The organism is Sphingorhabdus lacus (assembly GCF_009768975.1).
GTDB classification, from domain to species: Bacteria; Pseudomonadota; Alphaproteobacteria; order Sphingomonadales; family Sphingomonadaceae; genus Sphingorhabdus_B; species Sphingorhabdus_B lacus.
The window spans coordinates 640029-664134 of the sequence record NZ_CP035733.1 but is presented as its reverse complement, the minus strand read 5'-3'; the positions used below and the strand labels follow the sequence as shown (position 1 = coordinate 664134).

Sequence of the window (24106 nt, the reverse complement as noted above, 5' to 3'; positions counted from 1 at the left end):
CAAAAAGAAACCCCGCCAGAATTGCTTCCGACGGGGTTTTCCCTTTAAACGAAGTGCGAAGCTTACATTCCGCCGTGCGCCAATGCGGCGAGGAGGAGCAAGGCCACGATATTCGTGATCTTGATCATCGGGTTCACAGCAGGGCCGGCAGTGTCCTTGTAGGGATCGCCGACCGTGTCGCCGGTTACGGCTGCCTTGTGGGCTTCCGAACCTTTACCGCCATGATTGCCGTCTTCGATATATTTCTTGGCATTGTCCCAGGCACCACCGCCCGAAGTCATCGAGATGGCGACAAAAAGGCCGCCTACGATAACACCCAGAAGGAGCGCTCCAAGTGCGGCAAAGCCTTCGGCTTGACCAGCAACCGCGGTAATGATGAAATATACCGCAATTGGTGCCAAAACCGGCAGCAACGACGGGATGATCATTTCCTTGATGGCGGCCTTGGTTACAAGGTCAACCGTGCGAGCATAGTTGGGCTTCGACGCGTAGGTCATAATGCCCGGATCGTTCGCAAACTGGTCACGAACGTCCTTCACCACTTCACCAGCAGCACGGCCCACAGCGGTCATGCCCATCGCACCAAAAAGGTACGGCAGAAGCGCGCCGAGTAGCAGCCCGACGATGACATAGGGGTTTTCAAGGCTGAAATTGACCTGCAATTCCGGGAAGAATTCCCGCAAGTCGGTGGTGTAGGCCGCGAAGAGAACCAGCGCTGCCAGACCTGCAGAACCAATGGCATAGCCCTTGGTCACTGCCTTGGTGGTGTTGCCCACAGCATCCAGAAGATCGGTCTTTTCACGAACCGATTCATCCAGACCTGCCATTTCGGCAATACCACCTGCGTTGTCGGTCACCGGACCATATGCGTCCAGCGCCACAACCATACCAGCCAAGGCCAGCATCGCGGTTGCGGCAAACGCGATACCGATCACACCGGCCAGCTGGAACGCGATAATGATACCGGCGCAGATGACGAGTGTTGGCAAAGCTGTCGATTCAAGGCTGATCGCCAGACCTTGGATCACGTTCGTGCCGTGCCCCGTTTCCGAAGCTTTTGCAATGGAACGGACCGGACGATAATTGGTCCCGGTGTAGTATTCGGTGATCCAGATAATCAGACCGGTTACGATCAGGCCGAGCAGCGAGCAGTAGAACAAGGTACGACCGGTAAAGCCGCCGACGTTCACTTCCATGCCGCCCAAAGCGGTGCTGATGGCGAACCATATCGCGGGTACCGACAAGATCGCCGTGACAAGGAAGCCCTTATACATCGCGCCCATAACATTGGTGCCACCGCCCAGACGGACGAAGTAGGTTCCGATGATCGAGGTAATCACGCAGACGCCACCAATCAGGAGCGGAAGGCTCATTAGGTTGAGGAACAGACCGGCATCGGTCACGCCCTTCACCAGCAGAGCGATCAGCACCATGGTCGCGCCAACGGTCACCACATAGGTTTCGAACAAGTCAGCGGCCATACCGGCGCAATCGCCGACATTGTCGCCCACATTGTCGGCAATAACGGCCGGGTTGCGTGGATCATCTTCCGGAATTCCGGCTTCCACCTTGCCAACAAGGTCTGCGCCGACGTCTGCAGCTTTGGTAAAGATACCACCGCCTAGACGAGCGAAGATCGAAATAAGCGATGCACCGAAGGCCAATGCGACAAGCGCATCGACAACGGCACGGTCATTTGGTGCAAACCCGCGAATATCGGTCAGATACCAAAAGAATACGGCGATTGCGAGCAAAGCCAGACCAGCGACAAGCATACCGGTAATGGCCCCAGCGCGAAACGCCATGGTCAACCCAGCTTGCAAGCCGGTCTGTGCAGCAGCAGCGGTGCGAACGTTGGCACGAACCGAGATATTCATCCCGATATAGCCTGCAACACCCGAAAGCACGGCGCCGATAACAAAGCCGATGGTTGGAATAACGCCTAAAAACAGCGCTACCAAGATCGCCACGACGACACCGACGATAGCAATCGTGCGATATTGACGGCCTAGATAAGCCTGTGCACCTTCTTGAATGGCGGCAGCGATTTCCTGCATTTTTTCATTGCCGGCAGATGCGCTTAGCACCTGACGGCTGGTTACAAAGCCGTACACAACGGCCAGTAACCCGCATAATATTGCGATTACTGTCAGAGACATGAAATGTCCTCTCCCCTCTTAGTTTGCTGGAACAGCATAGAATGGCACCCTCCTCCCAGAAGATGCAAGCCGCACGGCTATAGGGCGGCTTCAAGCGGGAACGCAACCCTTAAAAGCGGCCTTTCGGGCCGACTTGCTCACTGATGCTGATAGCCAAGTGACGGCGGCAAAGCTATTCGTCGCTCCCCTTCGTAAAGGGAAAGGCCGGTGCCTTCACCCACATGTCCGACCTGGGTGGCGGCAACTGGCAACTCTATTTCGGGCGAAACCGCAAAAAGCAGTTGGTAATCATCCCCCCAACTTGCCGCTTGCATCCGGCTTTCCAAGGCATCGCCACGATAGCTGATATAAGTCGGCGACAAAGGTATGCGGGCAAGGTCTATCGCAATCTCGACTTTACTCGCCGACGCCAACCGTTCGGTGTCAAGCAAGAGCCCATCCGATACATCCATCATTGCATGTACCTTAGGTGCTAATCTCTGTCCTTCGCACAGTCTGGGCTCTGGTCGATTATAGGCAATAGCCAAAGGTCCGACTTCATCAAATCCGGCCTCGATCAGTTCAAAGCCGGCCAACCCATCGCCCAAAGTCCCTGTCACGTAGATAAAGTCACCTGGCCGCGCACCGCTGCGCGAGGGAACAGGGGTGCAGGTTGCCGCACCGATGGCGGTCAGCCCCAAGGCCCGTTTGTCACCGCGATTTGTAACTGTATCACCGCCCAACAAAGGGACATCGAAATGAACTAACGCAGTTTGGAGGCCTGCCGCAAATTTACGATCCCAGGAATCATCGCCCAACATGAATCCCAGCAACACGCCCAAAGGTCGGGCACCTTTGGCAGCAAGGTCCGAAAGGTTTGAAGCAACAAGCTTCCAAGCCACATCGGCTGGATCGGCGCTCGACAACCAATGAACATCTTCCGCCATCATGTCATGGGTCAGTATGAGTGTATCCGAACCAAGATTGATTACCGCACAATCGTCGAGCAAGTCCCGTGCCGCAGGGTCACTTGCCATTGCGCGCATAAGGTTGATGAAGGTGGATTCGGTGGTCATTGGGGAACACTAGCCCAAGCTGTACGTATCCAGAACCGGTTTAAGCGCAGCAAATGACGCCGCGACTTCGCGCAAATTATCCGCGAACGTCTTTTGCGACCGCGTCGAGTAAGCCGTTGACGAACTTTGCATCCTTCTTGTCGAAAAAGGCATGTGCAACATCCATATATTCATCGATAACCGCACCCGTGGGGATGTCGGCGCGGGCAATCAGCTCATAGGTGCCGCAACGCAAAATTTGCAGCATCGTCTTGTCGAGCCGACCCATCTTCCACATTTCGCCCAACTTGCCGTCAATCAAAGCATCGATTTCCGCGCGCCGTGCGTTTACGCCAGCCACGACATCATCGAAAAAATCGACCTCGGCCTCCGCATATTGCGCGTCTTCGATCTCGGCCCCTAGACGGTGCGCATGGAATTCGTCGAGCAGGCGGGCCAACCCCACTTTTTCCATATCCATTTGATAAAGTGCTTGCACAGCAGCCAGACGCGCAGCCGAGCGGGATTTTGAATTGCGGGATTTCATAATCTTTTCCTGACGCTTGCGGCGTGTGCGGGCAAGCCTTCGGCATCGGCCAAGGTTGCGGCTGCCGGTCCAATGGCTTTAATGGATTGCGCATCGAGCGCGATAAAACTGGTGCGCTTCATAAAGTCGAGCACAGATAGTCCAGATGAAAAGCGTGCACGGCGACCCGTCGGTAGAACATGGTTAGGGCCTGCAATATAGTCGCCGATCGCTTCAGGTGTCATACGCCCGAGAAAAACCGATCCTGCATGGCGGACGAGATCAAAAAGCGCTTCGGCGCGGTCGTCATCGACGGCAAGTTCAAGATGCTCGGCCGCCAACCGGTTCACGAGCGGCATTGCATCTTCAAGATTTTTGACAACGATGATCGCGCCATTGGCCGACCAGCTTTGCTTCGCCACTGCACCGGTTGCCAATCCGGCAATTTGAGCATCGACCGCCAAGGCAACCTTATCTGCAAAGGCTGCGTTATCGGTGAATAGGATCGATTGGCTGGTCGGATCATGCTCTGCCTGGCTGAGCAGATCAGCCGCAATCCATTCAGCTTTATTTTTGGCATCCGCGACAACCACAATTTCGGAAGGTCCGGCGACCATATCGATGCCGACCACGCCATATAACTGACGTTTCGCCTCAGCAACCCAGGCATTACCAGGACCGGTGATCACGTCGACAGGCCGGATCCGGTCCGTTCCATAGGCAAGCGCGGCAATCGCCTGCGCTCCGCCAACGCGCCATATCTCATCGACGCCAGCCAAATGCGCTGCCGCCATTACCGTTGGATTCACCTCGCCACCAGGCGTTGGTGTAACCATGACAAGGCGTTCGACACCCGCGACCTTGGCAGGAATGGCGTTCATTAAAACCGAGGACGGATAGGCCGCACGGCCACCGGGCACATAGACACCCGCTGCATCCACAGCCGACCAGCGCGCACCAAGACGAACGCCCGCCTTGTCTGTATAATCGCGGTCTTTGGGCAATTGTGCCTTATGATATGCTTCAATACGCTTGGCCGCCAGATTCAGAGCGTCACGCAAATCGGGGGCGAGGCCGTCAAATGCGGCCCTGCACGTGCTGGCATCGACTTGCCAGCCTTCCTTGTTCAAATCGAACCCGTCAAAGCGTCGGGTCATTTCCAGCAGCGTCACATCGCCGCGTGCGCGCACATTACGGATGGTCTGCTCGACGATGCTCGACACATCGGAATCGGTTTCGCGCCGATCGTTGACCAGTACGTCAAAAGCTTCAGCGAAGCCCTTGGTCGAAGAATCAAGCCGCCGCACGTTCGCCTGACAGTAACCGGAAGCGTTCAACTAATGCGGGCAAAGTCCCGCTCATCATCTTGTAAGCAGCCCTGTTGACTATCAGCCGGGCGGACACCTGTGAAATGATATCTGTTTCAACTAGGCCGTTTTCAGCCAAGGTCTTGCCCGACGATACAAGGTCGACAATCCGTCCTGCAAGTCCGAGCGAAGGCGCAAGCTCCATCGCTCCGTTCAGTTTCACACATTCGGCCTGAATGCCCCGCGCCTGGTAATAACGGCTTGTCGTGGTCGGATATTTGGTCGCTACGCGTATATGCCCACCGTTGGCAGCTTCGTCCACACCCGAGGGCATTGCTACCGATATTCGGCAGCGACCGATGCCCAGATCAACGGGAGCATAAAGTTCGGAGTAATCGAACTCGTCTATCACATCCGAACCGACAATACCGATATGCGCCGCACCATGTGCAACAAAGGTCGCGACGTCAAAAGCGCGCACGCGAATGATGCTCATATTCGGGCTATTCGTAGCGAAAAGCAGCGCCCGGCTGCTATCGTCAAAAAAGGCAGATTCCGGCTCGATACCTGCGCTCTGCATCAGCGGCAGCGCTTCGTCCAAAATCCGTCCCTTGGGGATTGCAAAGATGATGCGTTCGGTCACAATGGGCGCGCTTTAGGGGCCGAAGGCGGAAAGGGCAATATGGCAGACTCATTCGGTAAAGGTGTTTTGGATGACCAAAGGGTCGCCGAAGGCATAAAGTTTCAAGCAGAGCACTGCCGTCGAAACGGTGCGCCGGTCACCGCCCGCATCGTTGAAGCGCAGTTGGCATTGATGGCAAGCGATACCTTATGCGGCAAACGGATCGCACATTGGCCTGGCTTGCCCTTGGAGGACGCGATGCCTTTAAGACTTGCCGGCGGCTTCCACCATTTGCTGCTAACTGGCGCAGATTCCCGCCTTTTACCTGTTTATAGCGGGCATGTTTCAAATCAGGTGGAGGTGGACGCCATCGTTGTTGCTGTCACCAGCGATCATGATCAGCGGCTTTTACCTTGGCTGGATGGACCGCCCCAGACCAACGAAGCAGGCCGATCGGCGAGCTTCATGGCAGGCCTGCTTTGGCTTTCAGATAAAATCGGGTCGCGCTTCGAACTCAACGAGATCGGAGCGAGCGCTGGCATCAATACAATGATGGAGCGATACCACTATAATCTGGGTGGCGTTGAAGCCGGTCCGGAATCCTCACCTATGCGAATCAAGCCGGAATGGCGGGGCTCACCGCCTCCGAAGGCCGAGGTCGAGATTGTTCATATATCGGGTTGTGACCAATCCCCAGTTGACCTGTCCGATTCTGACGCCGCATTACGTGTCAAAAGCTATGTTTGGCCGGAAAATGCGGGAAGGCTGGAGCGAATGGACGCAGCCATCCTGCTCGCTGCGCAGAAACGACCAGATGTTGTCAAATCTGATGCGCTAGACTGGGTTTTGAAAAGGCTATCGGCACCTCAGGATGCGGGTGTGGCGCGCGTTTTCAACCACAGCATTGTCTGGCAATATATCCCAGCCGAACGCCGTGCCGCTATTACCGACGCGATTGAAGCCCATGGACGGAACGCAACAGCCGAACGCCCGCTCGTTTGGATGATGCTGGAAACGAACCGCGAAACATTCAAACATGAACTGCAAATACGCTATTGGCCCGGGCCGCCGCAGTGGCATCTTCTTGCCGAAGCCCAAGCCCACGGCACGTGGGTCGAGTGGCTAGAAAATTAGACTTAAGCTAAAAACCGTTCCATTGCGGCATTAACCGCCTCGGGTTTTTCCCAAATTACGAAATGGCCGCAATCGTAAACGGGCTCGATCTCAACAGCGGGAACAAGTTTTTCAATCCCCTCTATATTGCTCGCGGGCAAGGCAAGGTCGTCCATCGCCCACACCACTAGGGTCGGGATAGTCAATTGCGGAAATGCCCCAGCGGCGAAAGCCGGCAATTCCGCATCTTCATCCATTGCCGGAACATAAAGTGCAGATGCACGATACCAATTGAGCATGCCGAAACACGCATCCCTGTCTTCCCAATCCGCAAGCAAGGCCGCGCGTTCGCTAGGCTCCATAGCGCTGGGCTTATCCCATTTAATGGTCTCGAGCAGAAGCCCCGTCAGTCCTTTTTCACGCACCAGCGCGTCGTTGGCGGGGTCCCGGAAAGCTCGGATATACTGACTTGCAGCGCGCTGGGTCATGTCCGTGATCATCAATCGCTGAAACAGATAGGGATGCGGCGCGTTGGCAATAATCGCCCGCGTCACCCTACCGGCCCACGCAGGATTAAACCCACCTGCTTGACCGTTAAGCGCGACACTCCATGCAATGGCACCGCCCCAGTCGTGCCCTGCAATGATAAAGTTCTGCACCTCTAGCGCGTCTGCCAATGCGAATATGTCTGCAGTCAACTTATCGGCAGTATAGGCATCAACGTCCTGCGGTTTGGAGGTGCCACGATAGCCGCGTTGGTCCGGCGCAATACAGTAAAACCGGTCCGAAAAGGCCCCAATTTGATGCCGCCATGTACGATGCGATTCGGGGAAACCATGAAGAAATATAATCGCCGGGTTTGACGGATCGCCTGCGGTATAGGCATCCATTTCTATGCCCGTCGACAAAGAAAGACGGCGGTGGGAGAGTTCGGTCATTCGGGTTTTAACCTTCTGTAAGCGATAGGAAATCTGCATCGCCATAACGCTTCAAACAGAATTATGTCCATTTTGATTGTAAAAAATCGGCAACTCAGCTGCTTCTGGTCAAGGGAACTTCAGGAATAGGAATGGATTCCTTATCGTCACCGGGAACAAGCGGGAAGTTACCGGCTTTCCAGTCGGATTTGGCTTGATTGATCCTGTCGCGTGACGACGACACAAAATTCCACCACACATGCCGCGGAGTGGCAAAACCTTCGCCGCCTAAAAGCATTACGCGGCAATCGCTGTCCGCGCGCAAAGTCATCGGCTGGCCCGGCTGCAAAACATACAGACTGCGCGGCTCCAAGGCTTCACCGTCGAGGCTGGCATGTCCCAGAGCGACCAGAATAGCACGCTCGTCCGCTTCAGCATCGATAGGAATCGTCGCGCCCGCGTTCATCAAAATGTCTGCGTAAATCGTTTCGGCATGCTGGGTCGTGGGTGCCGTTGCACCCCAAAGAGACCCCATGATAACCCGCGCTGACACATTGTCAGTCTCCACGAGGGGCAAATTTTCTTTGGCTATATGCTCAAAGGCCGGATCAATTTCCTCCTTGCCATCAGGCAAGGCCAGCCATGTTTGCATTCCCGAGATGGGCGATCCGGTGGAGCGTTCGGGTGATGGGGTACGCTCGCTGTGCACAATTCCTCTGCCCGCCGTCATGAGATTGAGCGCACCCGGGCGAATAGTAGCAAATGTGCCTAAGCTGTCCCGGTGATCAATCGCCCCTTCGAACAGATAAGTAACCGTTGCCAGATTGATATGCGGATGCGGACGTACATCCATCCCGGCACCGATATCGAAGTGCGCAGGCCCGAATTGGTCGACGAAGATGAAGGGTCCAACCATCGTGCGCGCTTTGCTCGGCAGTGTTCGGCGGACTTCAAAAGCACCAAGATCGTGGGTGGTCGGTGTGATTGTCAGCATAACCCTAGGATGCTGTGACCTGCCCTGAATTGTCAAGTCGGGATGGTCAATGCGACCCGACCCCTAATCTTCATACCGGCTTTCTTCACGCAGCTTTAAGCCGGCAGTTTGCAATGGTGTTGCGGCATTGGCAAACACCCGTGGTGTCATCCCCGTATATCGCCGGAATTCCCGGTTCATATGCGATTGGTCATAATAGCGCAGCGCACCTAACTCAACCTCACTCGGGCTACTGAAACCGCGCAATGCGGTTGCGGCATCCAAAAAACGGCTACGCCGAAGGATGGCCTTTGGCGAAAGGCCAAAGGCAGCGAGACAACGTCGTTCCAGTTGACGGGCCGACAACCCCAGTTGAGCCGCGGCATCCTCGATCCGAATGGTACTATCGGTACGCGCAATGATTTCAAACTGCGCCATCTGAGGGTCGGGCAAATGGCCCGGAAACATTTTTAGCCGCTCACGGATACAATTTTCCATGGCATCCAACTGGCCTTTGTCGTCAGTCGCCTGCACTACACCTTCAATCATCTTGTCGGCCAGATCACCCCATAATTGTTGAAGTGGGCGCATATCGTCAGCGAGCAGATTATGCGGATCCGGAAACAGAGCATGCCATCCGCTCGGACGAATAGCGAAACCTGTGACAGCAAAGCCGCCTTTTACACGCACTTTCAATGGGCCGCTGTTGGCACCAAAAAAAACGATATTTCCAGCTGTGTTCCATTCACCGGGCTTGGTTTCGGCCGACCAGTCACCGCGCAAAAGGCATCGGACAAATGCGGTTTCCGCGAGCAGGAAATCTTCGACAACGGCCCCGTCGGGTAACGGCGCCTCAAATACATAAAAGCGGCGGATATAGGGTGCCAGATCAGCTGACGGCCGATAGGTGCGCGAAAGCATCAACCCCCCCATTTCCCCGGCTGCGACCCTAGTCAGGACAAGCCTGCTAATCCGGATAACTGGAGACTATGCCAAGAAAGCCTTTATAAGCAAGGGCATTCCGTTACATGGCGTGACATTCAATCGTCAGGCGCCGTCGCTTTGATCGCAAGGGCGTGCACACGTGTGCCCGGAATATCCCCCAATGCCTTATTGACCATTCTCTGTCGCATAACCCGGCCAATCCCGGAAAATGCTTCACTTTGAACTTCAATCGTAAAATGCGATTCTCCTGACCCATCGTCCCCGCTGTGGCCGTGATGCTTCGCGCTATCGTTCGTCACGACAAGGAGTGTGGGTGAGAACGCTGCGGTCAGCAGCTGCTCCATTTCCAATTGTGCAGGTCCTTTTTTCATTCCGAACTCTTCCCATATGGGACGTTTTTCGCCAAGGGAAATCATGGCTTCCGATCGATCGCACGACAGATTCCACGGCCGCGTGCGCGGGTCACGCCGCCCTTGTAACTATCCTGGCTGTAACGAAACCGGCGAATTTCGCGCGCCAAACCCATATGGACAAGCTGCATCGCCCAACGGCCCGGGCGACTATCAATATCTCTGCCTCGACCATGTTCGCGAATTTAACGCAGGCTACAACTGGTTTGACGGAATGACGATGGAGGAGATTTTGGAGGCACAAAGCCCGCTTAATGTCTGGCCGTCCGAAACGCGGGCATTCCGCGCAACTGCCGGAGCCGATTCGCCACCCAAATGGGCCGACTTCAAAGACCCTCTTGATGCCATTTCCGCTCGTTTTCGCGAACGCATGCCGAAGGAGCGCGCCGATGGCCAGATACTCTCCCCGCAAGACCGAAGCGCGCTAAAGACGCTAGGGCTTGGCGTAGATGCCGACAGGCGTGCATTGCGTTCAGCCTATTCCGAAAAGGTGCGTGCCTATCACCCTGACAAAAATGGCGGGAACAGGTCTTATGAAAAGGCTTTGCAAGACGTGATTGCGGCCTATACGCACCTTAAAACATCTCCTGCTTTCATTTGACGAGAATTTGCATGACCGACATTCCTAATATCCAGCCTGACAGCCGCGATGCGACCATTCTTGCTGCACCCGATAAAACAATCAGCGTGCGCGAAATGTTTGGCATCGATGTGGATATGGAATGCCCCGCATTTTCCGTTGCGGATGAACGTGTACCCGACACCGACGACAGCTATGTATTTGATCCCGACACAACCTTGGCGATTTTGGCGGGATTTGCACATAACCGCCGTGTGATGGTGCAAGGCTATCACGGCACAGGAAAATCGACCCATATCGAGCAGGTGGCTGCTCGCTTAAAATGGCCGTGTATCCGGATCAACCTTGATGCGCACATCAGCCGTATCGACCTGATCGGTCGCGACGCAATTGTTTTGCGCGACGGCGTGCAGGTTACCGAATTCCGCGAAGGTTTGCTGCCATGGGCGCTTCAAACGCCCACCGCATTGGTATTCGACGAATATGATGCAGGACGTCCAGACGTCATGTTCGTAATCCAGCGTGTTCTCGAAACCGAAGGCAAATTGACCCTTCTCGACCAGAATCGGGTCATCCGGCCTGATCCTTATTTCCGGCTTTTCGCCACGGCAAACACGGTCGGCCTTGGCGATACGAGCGGCTTGTATCATGGCACGCAGGCAATCAACCAGGGCCAGATGGATCGCTGGAACATCGTGGTCGGTCTCAACTATTTGCCGGCGCAGGTCGAAAGCGAGATTGTTCTTGCCAAGGCATCGGGTACCGACGCGGAAAGCGTGGCCAATATGGTCAAGGTCGCAGAACTGACGCGTCAGGGTTTTATCAACGGCGATATCTCGACTGTCATGAGCCCTCGGACCGTCATCACCTGGGCCCAGAATACAGCCATTTTTAAGGATGTCGGCTTTGCGTTCCGCCTATCCTTCCTGAACAAATGTGACGAAGCGGAACGTGCTCTCGTTGCGGAATATTACCAGCGTGTTTTCGGCAAAGATTTGCCGGAAAGCGTGGTTGGTAAATCCAGCTAGTTTAAGGGGCATTTCCCCCAAGAGTTGCTTCAGGAGCAAAACATGAAACGTCTCGCCCTCATTATCGCCCTCACCCTCGTAACCGCACCTGCTTTCGGCGCATTAAAACCTGGTGTGCGTGCAACGGACTTTACCACACAGGCTGTTCTCGCGGGCGATACCTACACCTATAATCTCAACAAGGCTTTGAAACGAGGACCGGTGGTCCTTTACTTCTACCCCAAGGCATTCACTTCGGGCTGCACAGTTGAGGCACATGAGTTTTCCGAAGCAGCTGACGATTTTGCTGCCTATGGGGCGTCGATCATTGGTATGTCTGCCGACAAGATCGATACATTGAAGAAATTTTCGGTGGAGGCCTGCCGTAACAAATTTACGGTGGGTGTCGCGTCCAAGCCAGTGATCAAAGCCTATGACGTCAGCCTACCGGTTATGGGTGGTTCGAACCGCACAACCTATGTGATCGCGCCGGACGGCAAGATCCTGTTTGCCTATTCGGAACTCAGCGTCAAAGGCCATGTATCCGGTGCATTGAAGGCCGTAAAAGATTGGCGCGCGGCAAATCCAAAAGGAAAATGATGGGGCGCTTTTCAGCCATTTTACTCGCACCGCTGGTGCTTTCGGGCTGTGGCGTTGCTGTCGAATATGGCGACATTCCACATAGCCAATTGGTAGAGAATCCGCGCTGCAATCCTGACAAAAGCGACGCTGGTGCGATAGCGGGCAAGGATTATTTCGCGGTAACAAGCCGCCTGCCGGATTGCCTTGGCGAAAATGTGTCGTTGACAAATCACCGCACTGACCGGGTCCGTTACGCACGTTTTGCGCCGCCCGAGATGATCAAGCCATCAAAGGGCAAAAAGCAGACAATTGTTCCGTTGGCATTCCAACCCGAAGCGGACTGGTGGAGCGGACTGCGCGACGCGGCTAATCTACGGAAAGGACGTGTGCTCCTCTATGTGCATGGCTATCGGGAGACTTTTCCCTCGACAGCGAAGGACACGGTACAGATTGCCGCCCTTTCGCAATTTGACGGGCCGATCATCCAGTATAGCTGGCCTTCGCAGGGCGAATTGCTCAGCTATGCGGTGGATGAAACCAACATGTATTGGGACGAGCGTAATTTCCGCAATTTCCTCACCAAGTTGGCAAGGTTGGAGTGGGTGAAGGAAATCGTCATCGTGTCCCACTCCCTCGGCGCGCGATTGGTGATACCGGCGGTAGAATATGTCGACAGGACCTCGACCAATGCCGACGCCAGCAACATTTCCAATATCATCCTCGCCTCACCCGATATTGATCGTGAAGATTTTGAACGCGATATTGCCGAAGAGGTTCTGGCCGCCCGGCGCGTGAATAATGACCGGCGTATCACCGTTTACGCGTCGCTCAACGATAAGGCGCTGGCCGTGTCGCGTGCGTTGCACGGCTACCCGCGTCTTGGCTCGCCCTATTGCTTCAACCCGTTTGAGGCGAAGGAACTCGTGGCAAAAGGTCAAGCCGCGCGCTGCTTTGCCACCAAAACAAAATATGAAACGCAGCCAAGCAAAACCGGTTTCACGATCATCGACACCACCGATGTTACGAGCGGAGGCAGTGGTCACAGCGATTTTCTCCGCAGCATCGCTGCGTGCGAAGACTTCGCCGCCGCCGTCAACGGAGCACGAACACGCAGCGAGCGCATCGCAACACCAAACGCGCATGTGTTTCAGCTCAAATCCGTTGGAAAGGTCACCAAAGAACAGGTGGCAACAGCATGCAAACGGGTGGTTGAATAATGGCAAACGAATCCCCGCTGGAACAATTCAAACAGGTGCTGACCGGCACAGCGCGCGCCATCGCGCATGAGCCGGAGGTCGAGCTTGCCTTTACCGCCGATGCGCCGACCCAGGCTGGCAAAAATTTCAAGGTTCCGATGCCCGGCCGTCTTTTGCCGCCGGAACAAGTGGCCGAAGCCCGTGGCTTTGCAGACAGTTTTGCGCTGAAGCTCAAGCACCATAACGCCGCCCGCCACGCAGCCTTGCGTCCATCCGAAGCCATTGCCGGGGCGGCTTTTGACGCCGTAGAAAACGCCCGGGTCGAAGCTCTGGGTTCGCGCAATATGGCGGGTGTGGCGGCAAATCTTGCCCATTCTCTCGACCTGAAGCTCCGCACAGACCCGATCAGCCGCGCGCAATCGGCGGACGAAGTGCCAATTTCCACGGCGCTGTCGCTCATCGTGCGGGAACGGCTGACCGGCGCAGCGGTGCCCGAAAGCGCCGCGCCGGGTGTCGACATGCTCCGTGGCTGGATCGAAGAAAAGGCGGGCGGCGATCTTGATGCCCTCGGCCTCGCACTCGACGACCAAACCGCCTTCGCCGCACTGACACAAAGCATGCTGGAGCATCTCAATCTCACCGAAGGCGACATCGACCCGTCCGATGCCGACGACGGCGGCGATGATTCCGATGACCAGCAGGAGCAAGACGGGGAAAGCGAAGACGATGGCGAAGGGGAAGCCGGCCAATCCGAAGCCCGCGCGCAACCCCAGGACGGCGAAGGTGAAGAATCCGAAGCTGACTATGACAGCCAGGACATGGACGACCAAGACAGCGCCGACGGCGAAATGGGCGACGACGGGATGCAGCCCGTCACCCCGCAACGGCGCAACTGGGACCATCTGCCGCAGAGCGACTATAAAATCTGGTCGACCAAATATGACGAGACGATCACCGCGACCGAACTGGCCGACGAAGAAGAACTGAACCGCCTTCGTGCATATCTCGACCAGCAATTGTCGAACCTGCAATCGGTGGTCACCAAGCTCGCGAACCGCCTGCAACGCCGCCTGATGGCGCAGCAAAACCGCAGTTGGGACTTCGATCAGGAAGAGGGCATGCTGGACGCCGCGCGTCTGGCCCGTGTCGTTGTGTCCCCGGGAAGCTCCCTATCGTACAAGGTCGAGCGCGAAACCGATTTCCGCGATACTGTCGTGACCCTGTTGCTCGACAATAGCGGATCGATGCGCGGCCGTCCGATAAGTATTGCCGCCATCAGCGCCGATATCTTAGCGCGCACACTTGAACGTTGCGGCGTGAAGACGGAGATATTGGGCTTTACAACCCGCGCGTGGAAAGGCGGACAAGCCCGCGAAGACTGGCTCGCCTCGGGCCGCTCGCCCATGCCGGGCCGCCTCAACGACCTGCGTCACATCATCTACAAAAAAGCCGATGAACCATGGCGCCACGCCAAGCGCAACCTCGGCCTGATGATGCGCGAAGGGTTGCTGAAGGAGAATATCGACGGCGAAGCCCTGCTCTGGGCCCACAACCGCCTGATCGCCCGCGCCGAGGACCGCCGCATATTGATGGTGATATCCGACGGTGCGCCGGTCGACGACAGCACCTTGTCCGTCAACCATGGTGGCTATCTGGAACAGCATCTGCGCAAGGTCATCGAAATGATCGAAACACGGTCCCCTGTGCAATTGGTCGCAATCGGCATCGGCCATGACGTAACGCGCTACTACCGCCGCGCCGTGACCATCATGGACGCCGAACAATTGGGCGGCACCATGATCGAGCAACTAGCCGGGTTGTTTGACGAGGAATAGGCTTGCCTTTCGCGACACACATGGCATGAATTAATCGACCGATTAAATCATTGGAGCAATTGCCATGAACGTAACCGAAGCCGTCGCAACCCGCCGTTCGATCCGGCAGTTTCTTCCCACAGCCGTGCCGCAAGATGCCCTCCAGCGCGTACTTCAAAAGGCGCAGCGATCACCATCCGGCGGCAATACACAACCCTGGAACGCCGTCATCCTTACCGGGCAGCCGCTTGCTGACCTGACCGCCAAGATCAAGGCAAAGGCAGCGACCGCTCCCATGGGCGAAGGGCATGAATATGATATTTACCCCAAGAGTCTGGAAGGCCGTTACGAGGATCAGCGCCGCGGTGTCGGAAAGGCCATGTTCGACGCCCTGGGCCTTGCACGCGAAGATGGCGCAGGCCGTGTCGCGCAGATGATGAAAAATTGGGACAGCTTCGACGCACCCGTGCAGTTATTCACCTACACTCGCAAATATATGGGTCCGCCCCAATGGTCAGACATGGGTATGTGGTTACAGACCGTGATGCTGCTGCTTCGGGAGGAAGGCCTGGACAGTTGCGCGCAGGAAATCTGGGCTATGTACGGCACCTATATGCGTGAACTGCTGAATATTGACGACGACCATATTTTCTTCTGCGGTATGGCTATCGGCTATCGCGATGCCGACGCCCCAATAAACAACTTCACAGTTCCGCGCGTGGAGATCGGTCAGGCCATCCGTTGGGAAGGTTTCTAAATACGAAAGCTGTCATGCTGAACTTGTTTCAGTATCTTATTGTTCACCGTCGCTGCAAGCCAAACAGGACCCTTAAACAAGTTCAGAGTGACGGTGGGTTGACCTATTCATGTAATTCCAGCATCGCCACCCTATGACTGAATTGCGCCTCTTCAATAGCCTCACCCGGCAACTTGAACCCTTTGTCCCCGTCCATTCTGGCGAGGCGCGCGTGTATACCTGCGGCCCTACCGTCTATAACTATCCCCATATCGGCAATATGCGCGCTTATGTGTTTGCAGATACTCTGGGCCGCGTGCTGACCTATGCCGGCTATAAGCTGACCCATGTCATCAACATCACCGATGTCGGCCATCTGACCGACGACGCGGACGCCGGTGAAGACAAAATGGAGAAGATGGCGGCCGAGAAAGCCCAATCCATCTGGGATATCGCAAAGCATTATACCGAAGCCTATTGGGCAGACATCAAAGCGCTCAATATCCGGCAGCCTGCGCACTGGTCGATTGCCACCGACTATGTGCCCGCGATGATCGAATTCGCGAAAAGCATAGCGGACAAGCATTGCTATGAACTGGAAAGCGGCCTCTACTTCGATACATCGACGGTCGCCAATTATGGCGCTCTGGCGCGCGCCAAAACCGAGGACGGCGAAGGTCGCATCGAAGAAGTCGAAGGCAAACGCCACGCCGCCGATTTCGCCATCTGGCGCAAGACGCCCGCCGGGGAAACGCGGCAGATGGAATGGGACAGTCCTTGGGGCAAAGGCGCGCCGGGCTGGCACCTGGAATGTTCGGTCATGTCCGAAGCGTTGTTGGGTCTGCCCTTTGACATTCACACCGGCGGCATCGACCACCGCGAAATCCACCACCCGAACGAAATTGCGCAGAATCAGGCGCGGTGCGGCGGCGACCACAGCGGCGCAAAGATCTGGATGCACAATAACTTCCTGATCGAACGCAGCGGCAAGATGTCCAAATCATCAGGCGAGTTTTTACGCGTGCAATTGCTCATCGATAAAGGCTTCCACCCCCTCGCTTATCGCCTGATGTGCTTGCAGGCACATTATCGCAGCGAGTTGGAGTTTAGCTGGGAAGGATTGCAAGCGGCGTTTGTGCGGTTGAAGCGGATGGTGATGGCTAGCTCGACACTGCAAGTCGAACAACCCGCAACAACCATAGATGACAAGCGGATTAGCGATCTATTCGAAAGGTTCACCAACGCCATTTCGGAAGACATCAACACAGCCCAGGCCCTCACGGCTCTAGAAGACCTGCTGGCTATGAAAAAGGTCGATACAGGACAAAAGTTGTTGGCACTCGCTCAGATGGATAATGTGCTGGGCCTCGCACTGCTGACAACGAAACGCGCCGATCTTCGCGTTCGCCCAAAATCCACCCTCATCACCGAAGAGGAAATCGAAGCCGCCCTCACCACCCGCAAAGAAGCCCGCGCGGCCAAGGACTTCGCCCGCTCTGACGCGATCCGCGATGACCTGATTGCAAAGGGCGTGGAAGTTATGGACGGCGACCCCCTGGGGTGGGATTGGAAGCTGGATATATGATGCTGAAGATTGCATGGCTTGTTCTTGCTGCGGTGCATGCCACGCCCGCCCTCGCATTTTTCAGGCCGGCTACTCTCACAACATTATATCGCCTGGACAACTCCGATCCGCTTTTCCTTTTAATGCACCACCGCGCCGCGTTGTTCGTTGCAGTATTCGCACTCTGCCTTTGGTCGGCGTTCGACAACCAACCACGGCGTGCCGCCGTGGTGGTGACCGGCATTAGCATGCTCTCCTTTCTTGCACTCTATTTCCTGAATGATAGCCCAAAACCGTTGAAGACCATTGCAATGGTCGATCTGGTGGGCATCCCGTTCCTTTTCTTCGTGGCATGGAAGGCTTTCTGGCGTTGACCAAAACCAAACTCGTAATGGCTGGCCTCGTCCGTCCATTGATTGAACCCCGCCTCCCTGAATGGGTGGAGCCGCACTGGTTCATGTCCAAAGACGAGGCATTGGAATTGGCTCCTATGGCCGAAATCGGATGGTTCGACATGTATGACAAGGCCGATATGGCCGCTGTTATCGGGGCCGCCACGCAGATGAAATGGCTCAACTCCATCTATGCCGGTGTCGATGGCATGCCTTTGGCCCAACTTAAGAAACAAGGCTGCATGGTCACCAACGGCGCGGGCATTAATGCGATTACCATTGCCGAATATGTGGTGATGGGAATGCTGACGGTGGCGAAGGGTTATCGAGACGTCGTCCGTGCGCAGGAACGCCACGAATGGTTGCAAGATTCGCCGGGCAAGGTCGAACTCTATGGCTCCAAGGCGTTGCTGCTGGGCTATGGCGCGATCGGCAAGTTGATCGAGGAGCGACTAAGGCCTTTTGGGGTCGATGTCACCATCGTGCGCCGTACACCGGGGCCAACGAGCCTTGCACCCGACGCATGGCGTGCGCGTTTGGGCGAATTTGACTGGGTCATTCTTGCCGTTCCTGCCACCGCAGAGACCGACGATATGATCGGAGCGGACGAGTTGGCAGCGATGAAGCAAAGCGCTGTCCTTATAAATATTGCCCGTGGCTCAGTCGTTGAACAAAATGCGTTGGTAAAGGCGTTGCAGGACAAACAAATCGCCGCCGCTTTCCTCGACGTCACGACGCCGGAACCCTTGCCCGCCGATCACATCTTATGGACGCTCGACAATGCCCATGTCACAATGCATCTTTCGGGACGAGCGCAGGACAAGATGTTTTTACGATCAGCCACACGCTTTTTCGAGAATCTGGAACGCTACCGAAAGGGCGAGAAGCTGGAACCCCTCGTAAATCTGGATCTGGGATATTGAATATGGCGCATAACCCGGCTGAAATCTGGCACAAGGTTGCCCTATCGCGCGATGTCGACACGATCGCGGCAATCCTGCATGACGACTGCATTTTCGAAAGCCCGGTGGTTCACACACCGCAATTAGGCAAAGCGATCACCGCCAAATATCTGGCCGCCGCCGGGCATACGCTTGGCAACAGCGATTTTGCCTATGTCGGGGAATGGCATCGTGAAAACTCGGCTATCCTCGAATTTCAAACGGTCATTGACGGGATTGCGATCAACGGAATCGACATGATCAGTTGTGACGACGACGGACTGATCACCCATTTTAAGGTGATGGTCCGCCCGTTGAAAGCGGTGAACATGCTCCACCAGAAAATGGGCGAAATGCTGATGAAGATGTCCGGCTGAACTGTGCAGCCGGAACGCACCTTTTCCTTTCGATTATTTGTACCCAAAATGGCGGGGGCCCGCCTGAATGATCGGCTGATTGCCTGTTTGGGTGCTGGACTAGGAGTATTCATCGCGGCAATTGCTGGGCTGGGTGTTCAGAATATGTGGCCCGCCCTCCCATTTCTTATTGCGCCGATCGGGGCATCTGCGGTTCTGGTCTTTGCCGTACCCGCAAGCCCCTTAGCGCAGCCTTGGCCCGTGTTTGGCGGCAATGTCCTGTCGGCAGCGGTTGGCGTAACAGTGGCGCATCTCGTTCCCGATCAGATGCTAGCTGTTGGTTTAGCGGTCGCTGTAGCCATATTGGCCATGTCGCTGCTGCGCTGTCTCCATCCGCCAAGCGGAGCGGTTGCTGTTACCGCTATTATTGGCAGTGATGCCGTGATCGCCGCAGGCTATATGTATCCTGTAACACTTGTTGCGGCCAATTCCGCGGCACTAGTGCTTGCTGGATATCTGTTCCATCTCATTTCTGGGCATAGCTATCCCCATCGCGTGATTGAAACCCCAGCCCCATTACCGACAGCATTGTTCCGTGAAGATATCGAGCTGGCGCTTGCGCACACAAATGAGACATTTGACATAAGCCCTGCCGACCTCGAAACCTTGTTGATGACGGCGGAAAGCTTCGCTTCACAACGCCGAAGTACAGGCGGCTGATACCCTATTTCCCGATATTGCAACGCCCTAAGGCGTCAGGATGATTATGGTTTTGAAGGATTTTGATAGCGCATTGTTCCTGCGCGATTACTGGCAGAAAAAGCCGTTACTGATACGTAATCCATGGGATGCATGGCAAAACCCGCTTGAGCCGGATGAACTAGCAGGTCTGGCTTGTGAAGCGGAGGTAGAATCCCGTCTGGTGGTGGGTGCGCAAGGAAGTTGGGCCGTAGAACATGGCCCCTTAGCCGAAGCGCGTTTTGCCCGGCTCGGCCAGGAGCCTTCAACCTTACTGGTACAGGCGGTCGACCATCATATCCCCGAAGTTGCAGCCCTGATCGCGCCGTTTCGCTTCATTCCCAACTGGCGGATCGACGATGTCATGGTCAGCTATGCCACCGATGGCGGAGGAGTCGGGCCGCACTATGACCAATATGACGTCTTCCTGATCCAGGGGAACGGTTGCCGACGCTGGCGCGTCGGCCAGTTGTGTGACGACCAAAGCCCGCTCGTGCCGCATGATGAACTGCGACTTCTGGCAGAATTTCACGCGACCGACGAATGGTTGCTGGAACCGGGCGACATTCTCTATGTCCCGCCCCGCATTGCGCATGATGGCGTTGCCGTGGGAGATGACTGTATGACCTATTCCGTCGGCTTTCGCGCACCTTCACGCAGCGAATTGCTCACCCATTTTGTCGACGATCTGGTCGCGGAAATGGAAGATGATGACCGCTACGCTGATCCCGAACTGGCAACTCAGGAAAATCCAGGAGAAATTTCAAGCGCTGCTTTGGATAAGTTACATCGGCTGGCCATCGAAAAACTGCAGGACCGGTCGTATTTTGCCCGTTGGTTTGGCAGCTACAGCAGCACCCGCAAATATCCCGAAATTGACTGGTCGCCGGAAGATCTGGTGAGCGAAACAGATATATCCGCTCAACTGAAGGCGGGGGTTTTCGTGTCGCGCAATCCGGCAAGCCGGTTTTCGTTTCTTAGGCAAGATGACGCAACGATTTTGCTATTCGTCGATGGCACTTCTTTCCACTGCGAAGATTCATGTGCAACCTTTGCAGAGAATTTGTGCAGAGCCGACACTACAGAATTGCCTGCCCAAGAAGTTCCCAACGAGCCGTTACAGCAGCTTATTACCGCGCTGATTAATCAAGGTAGCATCGCGTTAGACGGACGGGAACAAAGTTAAAATGCGCACGCGGCTAAGTGTGTGTATAAGAAAGAGAAGCTTTCATGCGCAAGATGATGCCCAATCCGCATCGCTTAAAGGCGGCGTCCCATTGCGCATCTACCGATGCGACCGATGTGGCGCGTATCATCTAACAAGCCGGACTAAAGGAAAACGTATTCCCCGCCCGATCGTCTAAACCTCTATAACGCGGGAAAGACCCTGTCCCAGTCCTTCCACTGACCAGTCTCCGATTGACCAGCGGATGAGCCTGAGTGTTGGAAATCCAACAGCTGCAGTCATGCGCCGAACCTGCCGGTTTCGACCCTCGCGAATGGTCAGGCTTATCCAGCAATCAGGAACGGTCTTGCGAAACCGCACCGGCGGATCACGCGGCCATAGGTCAGGGTCCGCAATCTGCTCCGCTTCGGCGGGACGTGTTACCCCATCTTTCAACCGTACGCCGGACCGCAATGCGGCCAAAGCTGCATCGGTGATAATGCCTTCGACCTGAACCAGATAACGCTTCGGCATTTTGAATTTAGGATCCGAAATGCGGGCCTGTAACCGACCGTCATCGGTCAACAACATCAGTCCTTCGCTATCCATATCGAGGCGACCCGCTGGGTAGACGCTGTCAATGTTGATATAGTCGGACAATGTGGGGCGTGAGGACCCGGCCAACCCGTTGTCGGTAAACTGGGGCAAAACACCGAAGGGCTTGTTGAACAGGACAAGGCGGGACATGTGTGAAGCTCTATCTTCAAATCAAGCCATTGTCTTGGAAAAGCGCAAAGCGAAGGCGGGGATGTTTTGCCCCGCCCTGCTTGTTCTAAACCACGACCTGCCCGCCGAGCGCGACGATTCTGTTGGATGGTATGTGGAAAAACTCCGCAGGATTATGTGCATTGCGTTGCAGGAAGATCAGAATAATATCTTGCCAGAACGGTAAGCCTTCGTCTTTCGATGCGGAAAGCACGTTCCGGCCTACGAAATAGCTAGTGGTCATATCATTGATCGGTGCGTCCGACTTCGGGATTGCGCGGGCGAGCGCCTGCGGTACGTCCGGAGCATCCATGAAACCATAGCGAAGCACAATACGGGCGAAATTTGCATCGACCTTTTCGTACGAAGACCGTTCTTCCTCCGGAACATGCGGGACCCCAGCAGTGCGAACGGTGAGGACCAGATTGCGCTCGTGTAGCACTCGGTTGTGCTTCAGATTGTGTAATATCGTGCCGGGCACGCCTTCAGGATTTGCAGTCAAGTATACCGCTGTACCCTCGACCCGAGCGACATTGCTTTTAGAAAGCGACTTGCCAAGTTCCGCAAGCGTCATAGCGCCTTCATTTTCCTTCGTATCGATCAGACGTTTACCGCGAACCCAAATCCAGATCACAAGGCAAATCAGTGCACCTACAGCAAGCGGGACCCATCCTCCGTCGACGACACGCAAGACATTGGCGCCAAAAAAGATGATGTCGATCGCAAGAAACGGTACGATCACAAACAGGGATCTTAATAGGCTCCATTTCCAAAGCTTATGGACCACAACAAACGCCAGACAGGTGGTTACGACCATCGTCCCTGTTACGGCGATTCCATAAGCCGACGCCATGGCGGAGGAATTGCGGAACTGCACAACCAACAGCCACACGCCGAACAAAAGCATCCAGTTTATAGCCGGAATGTATATCTGCCCCGCACTACCCGGCGAGGTTTGAACGATTTTCATACGCGGCAGCAAGCCGAGCTGTATTGCCTGTTGAGTTAGCGAATAGGCGCCGGTGATTACCGCTTGGCTCGCAATAATAGTTGCGAGACCAGCCAGAACGATCATCGGAACGCGCACCGCTTCGGGAGCCATCAGGAAAAACCAGTCTTGGGTCTCCAAAGGCAAACCTGCAACACGCGCCTGCTCCAAAGCCGCCATCGCAAAGGCGCCTTGGCCGAAGTAGTTTAGGGCAAGCGCAGGAAACACCAGCAGGAACCAGCCCAAGCGGATGGGAAAGCGTCCGAAATGACCCATGTCGGCAGTTAACGCTTCCGCACCAGTCACGGTCAGGAATACAGACCCCAACACGATCAAGCCGACCATCCCATTGTTCACTAGAAAGCTGATCGCGTGGTGCGGCGACAGGGCACCGATGATGCCTGGATAATCGGAAATGTGCAAAAGCCCCAAGGCACCGATTGCCACAAACCAGAGAACGCATATTGGACCAAAAAGTTTAGAAACCATCGCGGTCCCGCGAAATTGGATCGCAAACAACGCGACCAGTATGACCATGGTGATGTTGATGATTGTTTGCTGGGAAATACCCTCGCCGATGCCGGGAATAGTCTTCGTTCCCTCAACGGCAGAAAGCACTGAAAGTGCGGGAGTGATTATTGCATCGCCGTAAAAGAGAGCCGCGCCTATCGCGCCAAGAGCCAAGACAGCTCCCTTTCGGCCGCCAATGCCCCTGCCCGCCAGTGCCAGCAAAGCAAGAACTCCGCCTTCGCCGTCATTATCGGCGCGCATAAGAAAGATCACATATTTTATGGTAACGACCAATATGAGTGACCAAAGCGCCAAACTGAGCACGCCGAATATCGCTGCCTCCTGTATGCCTCCGGTTGGCGCGCTATGATGAAGTGCCTCACGAAAAGCATAAAGTGGGCTGGTTCCGATATCGCCGAATACCACACCGATCGCGCCAATAGTTAGTGCGGCAAGTGAATGTTGATGAATGTTTTGAGAATCAACTGAACCCGAATGCACATTTTGCATGACCGGAAACCTCTGTTGTGGGGCGGCGGCGAATACGCTTTTTATTTTGCAGCGCAATAGGTAATTTAATTCAAATTATATTTATATATATCAATATTATATGTCGTACTATTTCTCAATTCGTCAAATTGAGAAAGCCCTTATTCGCAATCGCACAATCGCGACTCATTTTTTATCACCGCGAATTATGTCGGTATGAGATAGAAAAAGGGTCGGAAAGTTTCCTCTCCGACCCTTCTCATTTGTCTCGCCGAAG

Annotated in this window: 24 protein-coding genes; 13 read left to right on the top strand and 11 right to left on the bottom strand. The window is 55.2% G+C overall.

Annotation, left to right across the window (positions count from 1 at the left end):
• Positions 1–62 precede the first annotated feature (62 nt).
• The 5 genes from EUU25_RS03020 to hisG form a co-directional block, all read right to left on the bottom strand.
• Positions 63–2159, bottom strand: a complete 2097-nt coding sequence (locus EUU25_RS03020) for a sodium-translocating pyrophosphatase (RefSeq protein WP_158898171.1) — start codon at positions 2157–2159, stop codon at positions 63–65.
• A 137-nt stretch (positions 2160–2296) separates the two neighbouring features.
• Positions 2297–3214, bottom strand: a complete 918-nt coding sequence (gene thiL, locus EUU25_RS03015) for a thiamine-phosphate kinase (protein ID WP_158898169.1) — start codon at positions 3212–3214, stop codon at positions 2297–2299.
• A 76-nt stretch (positions 3215–3290) separates the two neighbouring features.
• Positions 3291–3740 (bottom strand): transcription antitermination factor NusB, encoded by a 450-nt coding sequence (nusB, locus tag EUU25_RS03010; protein WP_158898167.1) that lies wholly within the window; start codon positions 3738–3740, stop codon positions 3291–3293.
• Positions 3737–5026: a histidinol dehydrogenase gene (hisD, locus tag EUU25_RS03005; protein WP_158898165.1), complete on the bottom strand. Its 1290-nt coding sequence runs from the start codon at positions 5024–5026 to the stop codon at positions 3737–3739. Before hisD ends, nusB begins: the two co-directional genes overlap by 4 nt.
• The gene (gene hisG, locus EUU25_RS03000; RefSeq protein WP_158898163.1) at positions 5013–5669 is read right to left on the bottom strand and encodes an ATP phosphoribosyltransferase; all 657 of its coding nucleotides are present in this window, start codon (positions 5667–5669) and stop codon (positions 5013–5015) included. Before hisG ends, hisD begins: the two co-directional genes overlap by 14 nt.
• 39 nt (positions 5670–5708) lie before the next feature.
• Between hisG and EUU25_RS02995 the strand changes: the two genes are divergently transcribed.
• The gene (locus EUU25_RS02995; protein ID WP_158898161.1) at positions 5709–6782 is read left to right on the top strand and encodes a DUF2332 domain-containing protein; all 1074 of its coding nucleotides are present in this window, start codon (positions 5709–5711) and stop codon (positions 6780–6782) included.
• Between the two features lie 2 nt (positions 6783–6784).
• On the opposite strand, the gene EUU25_RS02990 is transcribed toward EUU25_RS02995, so the two are convergent.
• The 4 genes from EUU25_RS02990 to EUU25_RS02975 form a co-directional block, all read right to left on the bottom strand.
• Positions 6785–7699 (bottom strand): alpha/beta fold hydrolase, encoded by a 915-nt coding sequence (locus EUU25_RS02990; protein WP_158898159.1) that lies wholly within the window; start codon positions 7697–7699, stop codon positions 6785–6787.
• A gap of 94 nt (positions 7700–7793) precedes the next feature.
• Positions 7794–8672, bottom strand: coding sequence for a pirin family protein (locus tag EUU25_RS02985; protein ID WP_158898157.1), 879 nt, complete (start codon positions 8670–8672; stop codon positions 7794–7796).
• Positions 8673–8735: 63 nt separating this feature from the next.
• Positions 8736–9572, bottom strand: coding sequence for a helix-turn-helix transcriptional regulator (locus tag EUU25_RS02980; RefSeq protein ID WP_158898155.1), 837 nt, complete (start codon positions 9570–9572; stop codon positions 8736–8738).
• A 119-nt stretch (positions 9573–9691) separates the two neighbouring features.
• Complete coding sequence (locus EUU25_RS02975) at positions 9692–9967, bottom strand: BolA family protein (protein ID WP_246162876.1); 276 nt, start codon at positions 9965–9967, stop codon at positions 9692–9694.
• Positions 9968–10010: 43 nt separating this feature from the next.
• Between EUU25_RS02975 and EUU25_RS02970 the strand changes: the two genes are divergently transcribed.
• The 12 genes from EUU25_RS02970 to EUU25_RS02915 all read left to right on the top strand — a co-directional run bounded on the left by EUU25_RS02970 (position 10011) and on the right by EUU25_RS02915 (position 21098).
• Complete coding sequence (locus tag EUU25_RS02970) at positions 10011–10607, top strand: J domain-containing protein (RefSeq protein ID WP_158898153.1); 597 nt, start codon at positions 10011–10013, stop codon at positions 10605–10607.
• A gap of 11 nt (positions 10608–10618) precedes the next feature.
• Complete coding sequence (gene cobS / locus EUU25_RS02965) at positions 10619–11614, top strand: cobaltochelatase subunit CobS (protein WP_158898151.1); 996 nt, start codon at positions 10619–10621, stop codon at positions 11612–11614.
• A 42-nt stretch (positions 11615–11656) separates the two neighbouring features.
• Positions 11657–12193, top strand: coding sequence for a peroxiredoxin (locus EUU25_RS02960; protein ID WP_158898149.1), 537 nt, complete (start codon positions 11657–11659; stop codon positions 12191–12193).
• Entirely contained in the window at positions 12190–13392 is a 1203-nt protein-coding gene (locus tag EUU25_RS02955; RefSeq protein ID WP_158898147.1) for an alpha/beta hydrolase, read from the top strand. Before EUU25_RS02960 ends, EUU25_RS02955 begins: the two co-directional genes overlap by 4 nt.
• Positions 13392–15206: a cobaltochelatase subunit CobT gene (cobT, locus tag EUU25_RS02950; RefSeq protein ID WP_158898145.1), complete on the top strand. Its 1815-nt coding sequence runs from the start codon at positions 13392–13394 to the stop codon at positions 15204–15206. The genes EUU25_RS02955 and cobT overlap by 1 nt, the downstream gene beginning before the upstream one ends.
• Positions 15207–15270: 64 nt before the next feature.
• Positions 15271–15942: a nitroreductase gene (locus EUU25_RS02945; protein ID WP_158898143.1), complete on the top strand. Its 672-nt coding sequence runs from the start codon at positions 15271–15273 to the stop codon at positions 15940–15942.
• Positions 15943–16075: 133 nt separating this feature from the next.
• The gene (gene cysS, locus EUU25_RS02940; protein ID WP_158898141.1) at positions 16076–17506 is read left to right on the top strand and encodes a cysteine--tRNA ligase; all 1431 of its coding nucleotides are present in this window, start codon (positions 16076–16078) and stop codon (positions 17504–17506) included.
• A complete protein-coding gene (locus EUU25_RS02935) occupies positions 17503–17859 on the top strand; it encodes a hypothetical protein (protein ID WP_158898139.1) in 357 nt (118 codons plus the stop codon). Before cysS ends, EUU25_RS02935 begins: the two co-directional genes overlap by 4 nt.
• The gene (locus tag EUU25_RS02930; RefSeq protein ID WP_246162874.1) at positions 17856–18800 is read left to right on the top strand and encodes a D-2-hydroxyacid dehydrogenase; all 945 of its coding nucleotides are present in this window, start codon (positions 17856–17858) and stop codon (positions 18798–18800) included. The genes EUU25_RS02935 and EUU25_RS02930 overlap by 4 nt, the downstream gene beginning before the upstream one ends.
• A 2-nt stretch (positions 18801–18802) precedes the next feature.
• A complete protein-coding gene (locus tag EUU25_RS02925) occupies positions 18803–19195 on the top strand; it encodes a nuclear transport factor 2 family protein (RefSeq protein ID WP_158898135.1) in 393 nt (130 codons plus the stop codon).
• Positions 19196–19243: 48 nt separating this feature from the next.
• Positions 19244–19894, top strand: coding sequence for an HPP family protein (locus tag EUU25_RS02920; RefSeq protein ID WP_158898133.1), 651 nt, complete (start codon positions 19244–19246; stop codon positions 19892–19894).
• A gap of 46 nt (positions 19895–19940) precedes the next feature.
• Entirely contained in the window at positions 19941–21098 is a 1158-nt protein-coding gene (locus EUU25_RS02915; protein WP_158903067.1) for a cupin domain-containing protein, read from the top strand.
• A 174-nt stretch (positions 21099–21272) separates the two neighbouring features.
• Here EUU25_RS02915 and EUU25_RS02910 read toward each other — a convergent pair whose 3' ends face one another.
• Positions 21273–21824 (bottom strand): pseudouridine synthase, encoded by a 552-nt coding sequence (locus EUU25_RS02910; RefSeq protein WP_158898131.1) that lies wholly within the window; start codon positions 21822–21824, stop codon positions 21273–21275.
• A gap of 85 nt (positions 21825–21909) precedes the next feature.
• Entirely contained in the window at positions 21910–23850 is a 1941-nt protein-coding gene (locus tag EUU25_RS02905) for a potassium transporter Kup (RefSeq protein ID WP_158898129.1), read from the bottom strand.
• Between the last annotated feature and the right edge of the window lie 256 nt (positions 23851–24106).

Excerpts from the sequence above, each read along its gene's own strand:
- EUU25_RS02985 (WP_158898157.1), bottom strand. The coding sequence starts at position 8,672 with ATGCTGACAATCACACCGACCACCCACGATCTTGGTGCTTTTGAAGTC.
- EUU25_RS02935 (WP_158898139.1), top strand. The coding sequence starts at position 17,503 with ATGATGCTGAAGATTGCATGGCTTGTTCTTGCTGCGGTGCATGCCACG.
- EUU25_RS02960 (WP_158898149.1), top strand. The coding sequence starts at position 11,657 with ATGAAACGTCTCGCCCTCATTATCGCCCTCACCCTCGTAACCGCACCT.
- EUU25_RS02990 (WP_158898159.1), bottom strand. The coding sequence starts at position 7,699 with ATGACCGAACTCTCCCACCGCCGTCTTTCTTTGTCGACGGGCATAGAA.
- EUU25_RS02910 (WP_158898131.1), bottom strand. The coding sequence starts at position 21,824 with ATGTCCCGCCTTGTCCTGTTCAACAAGCCCTTCGGTGTTTTGCCCCAG.
- EUU25_RS02945 (WP_158898143.1), top strand. The coding sequence starts at position 15,271 with ATGAACGTAACCGAAGCCGTCGCAACCCGCCGTTCGATCCGGCAGTTT.
- EUU25_RS03020 (WP_158898171.1), bottom strand. The coding sequence starts at position 2,159 with ATGTCTCTGACAGTAATCGCAATATTATGCGGGTTACTGGCCGTTGTG.
- cysS (WP_158898141.1), top strand. The coding sequence starts at position 16,076 with ATGACTGAATTGCGCCTCTTCAATAGCCTCACCCGGCAACTTGAACCC.
- cobS (WP_158898151.1), top strand. The coding sequence starts at position 10,619 with ATGACCGACATTCCTAATATCCAGCCTGACAGCCGCGATGCGACCATT.
- EUU25_RS02925 (WP_158898135.1), top strand. The coding sequence starts at position 18,803 with ATGGCGCATAACCCGGCTGAAATCTGGCACAAGGTTGCCCTATCGCGC.
- nusB (WP_158898167.1), bottom strand. The coding sequence starts at position 3,740 with ATGAAATCCCGCAATTCAAAATCCCGCTCGGCTGCGCGTCTGGCTGCT.
- EUU25_RS02920 (WP_158898133.1), top strand. The coding sequence starts at position 19,244 with ATGGCGGGGGCCCGCCTGAATGATCGGCTGATTGCCTGTTTGGGTGCT.
- EUU25_RS02970 (WP_158898153.1), top strand. The coding sequence starts at position 10,011 with ATGGCTTCCGATCGATCGCACGACAGATTCCACGGCCGCGTGCGCGGG.
- EUU25_RS02915 (WP_158903067.1), top strand. The coding sequence starts at position 19,941 with ATGGTTTTGAAGGATTTTGATAGCGCATTGTTCCTGCGCGATTACTGG.
- EUU25_RS02995 (WP_158898161.1), top strand. The coding sequence starts at position 5,709 with ATGGCAGACTCATTCGGTAAAGGTGTTTTGGATGACCAAAGGGTCGCC.
- cobT (WP_158898145.1), top strand. The coding sequence starts at position 13,392 with ATGGCAAACGAATCCCCGCTGGAACAATTCAAACAGGTGCTGACCGGC.
- thiL (WP_158898169.1), bottom strand. The coding sequence starts at position 3,214 with ATGACCACCGAATCCACCTTCATCAACCTTATGCGCGCAATGGCAAGT.
- EUU25_RS02980 (WP_158898155.1), bottom strand. The coding sequence starts at position 9,572 with ATGCTTTCGCGCACCTATCGGCCGTCAGCTGATCTGGCACCCTATATC.
- EUU25_RS02905 (WP_158898129.1), bottom strand. The coding sequence starts at position 23,850 with ATGCAAAATGTGCATTCGGGTTCAGTTGATTCTCAAAACATTCATCAA.
- EUU25_RS02975 (WP_246162876.1), bottom strand. The coding sequence starts at position 9,967 with ATGAAAAAAGGACCTGCACAATTGGAAATGGAGCAGCTGCTGACCGCA.
- EUU25_RS02955 (WP_158898147.1), top strand. The coding sequence starts at position 12,190 with ATGATGGGGCGCTTTTCAGCCATTTTACTCGCACCGCTGGTGCTTTCG.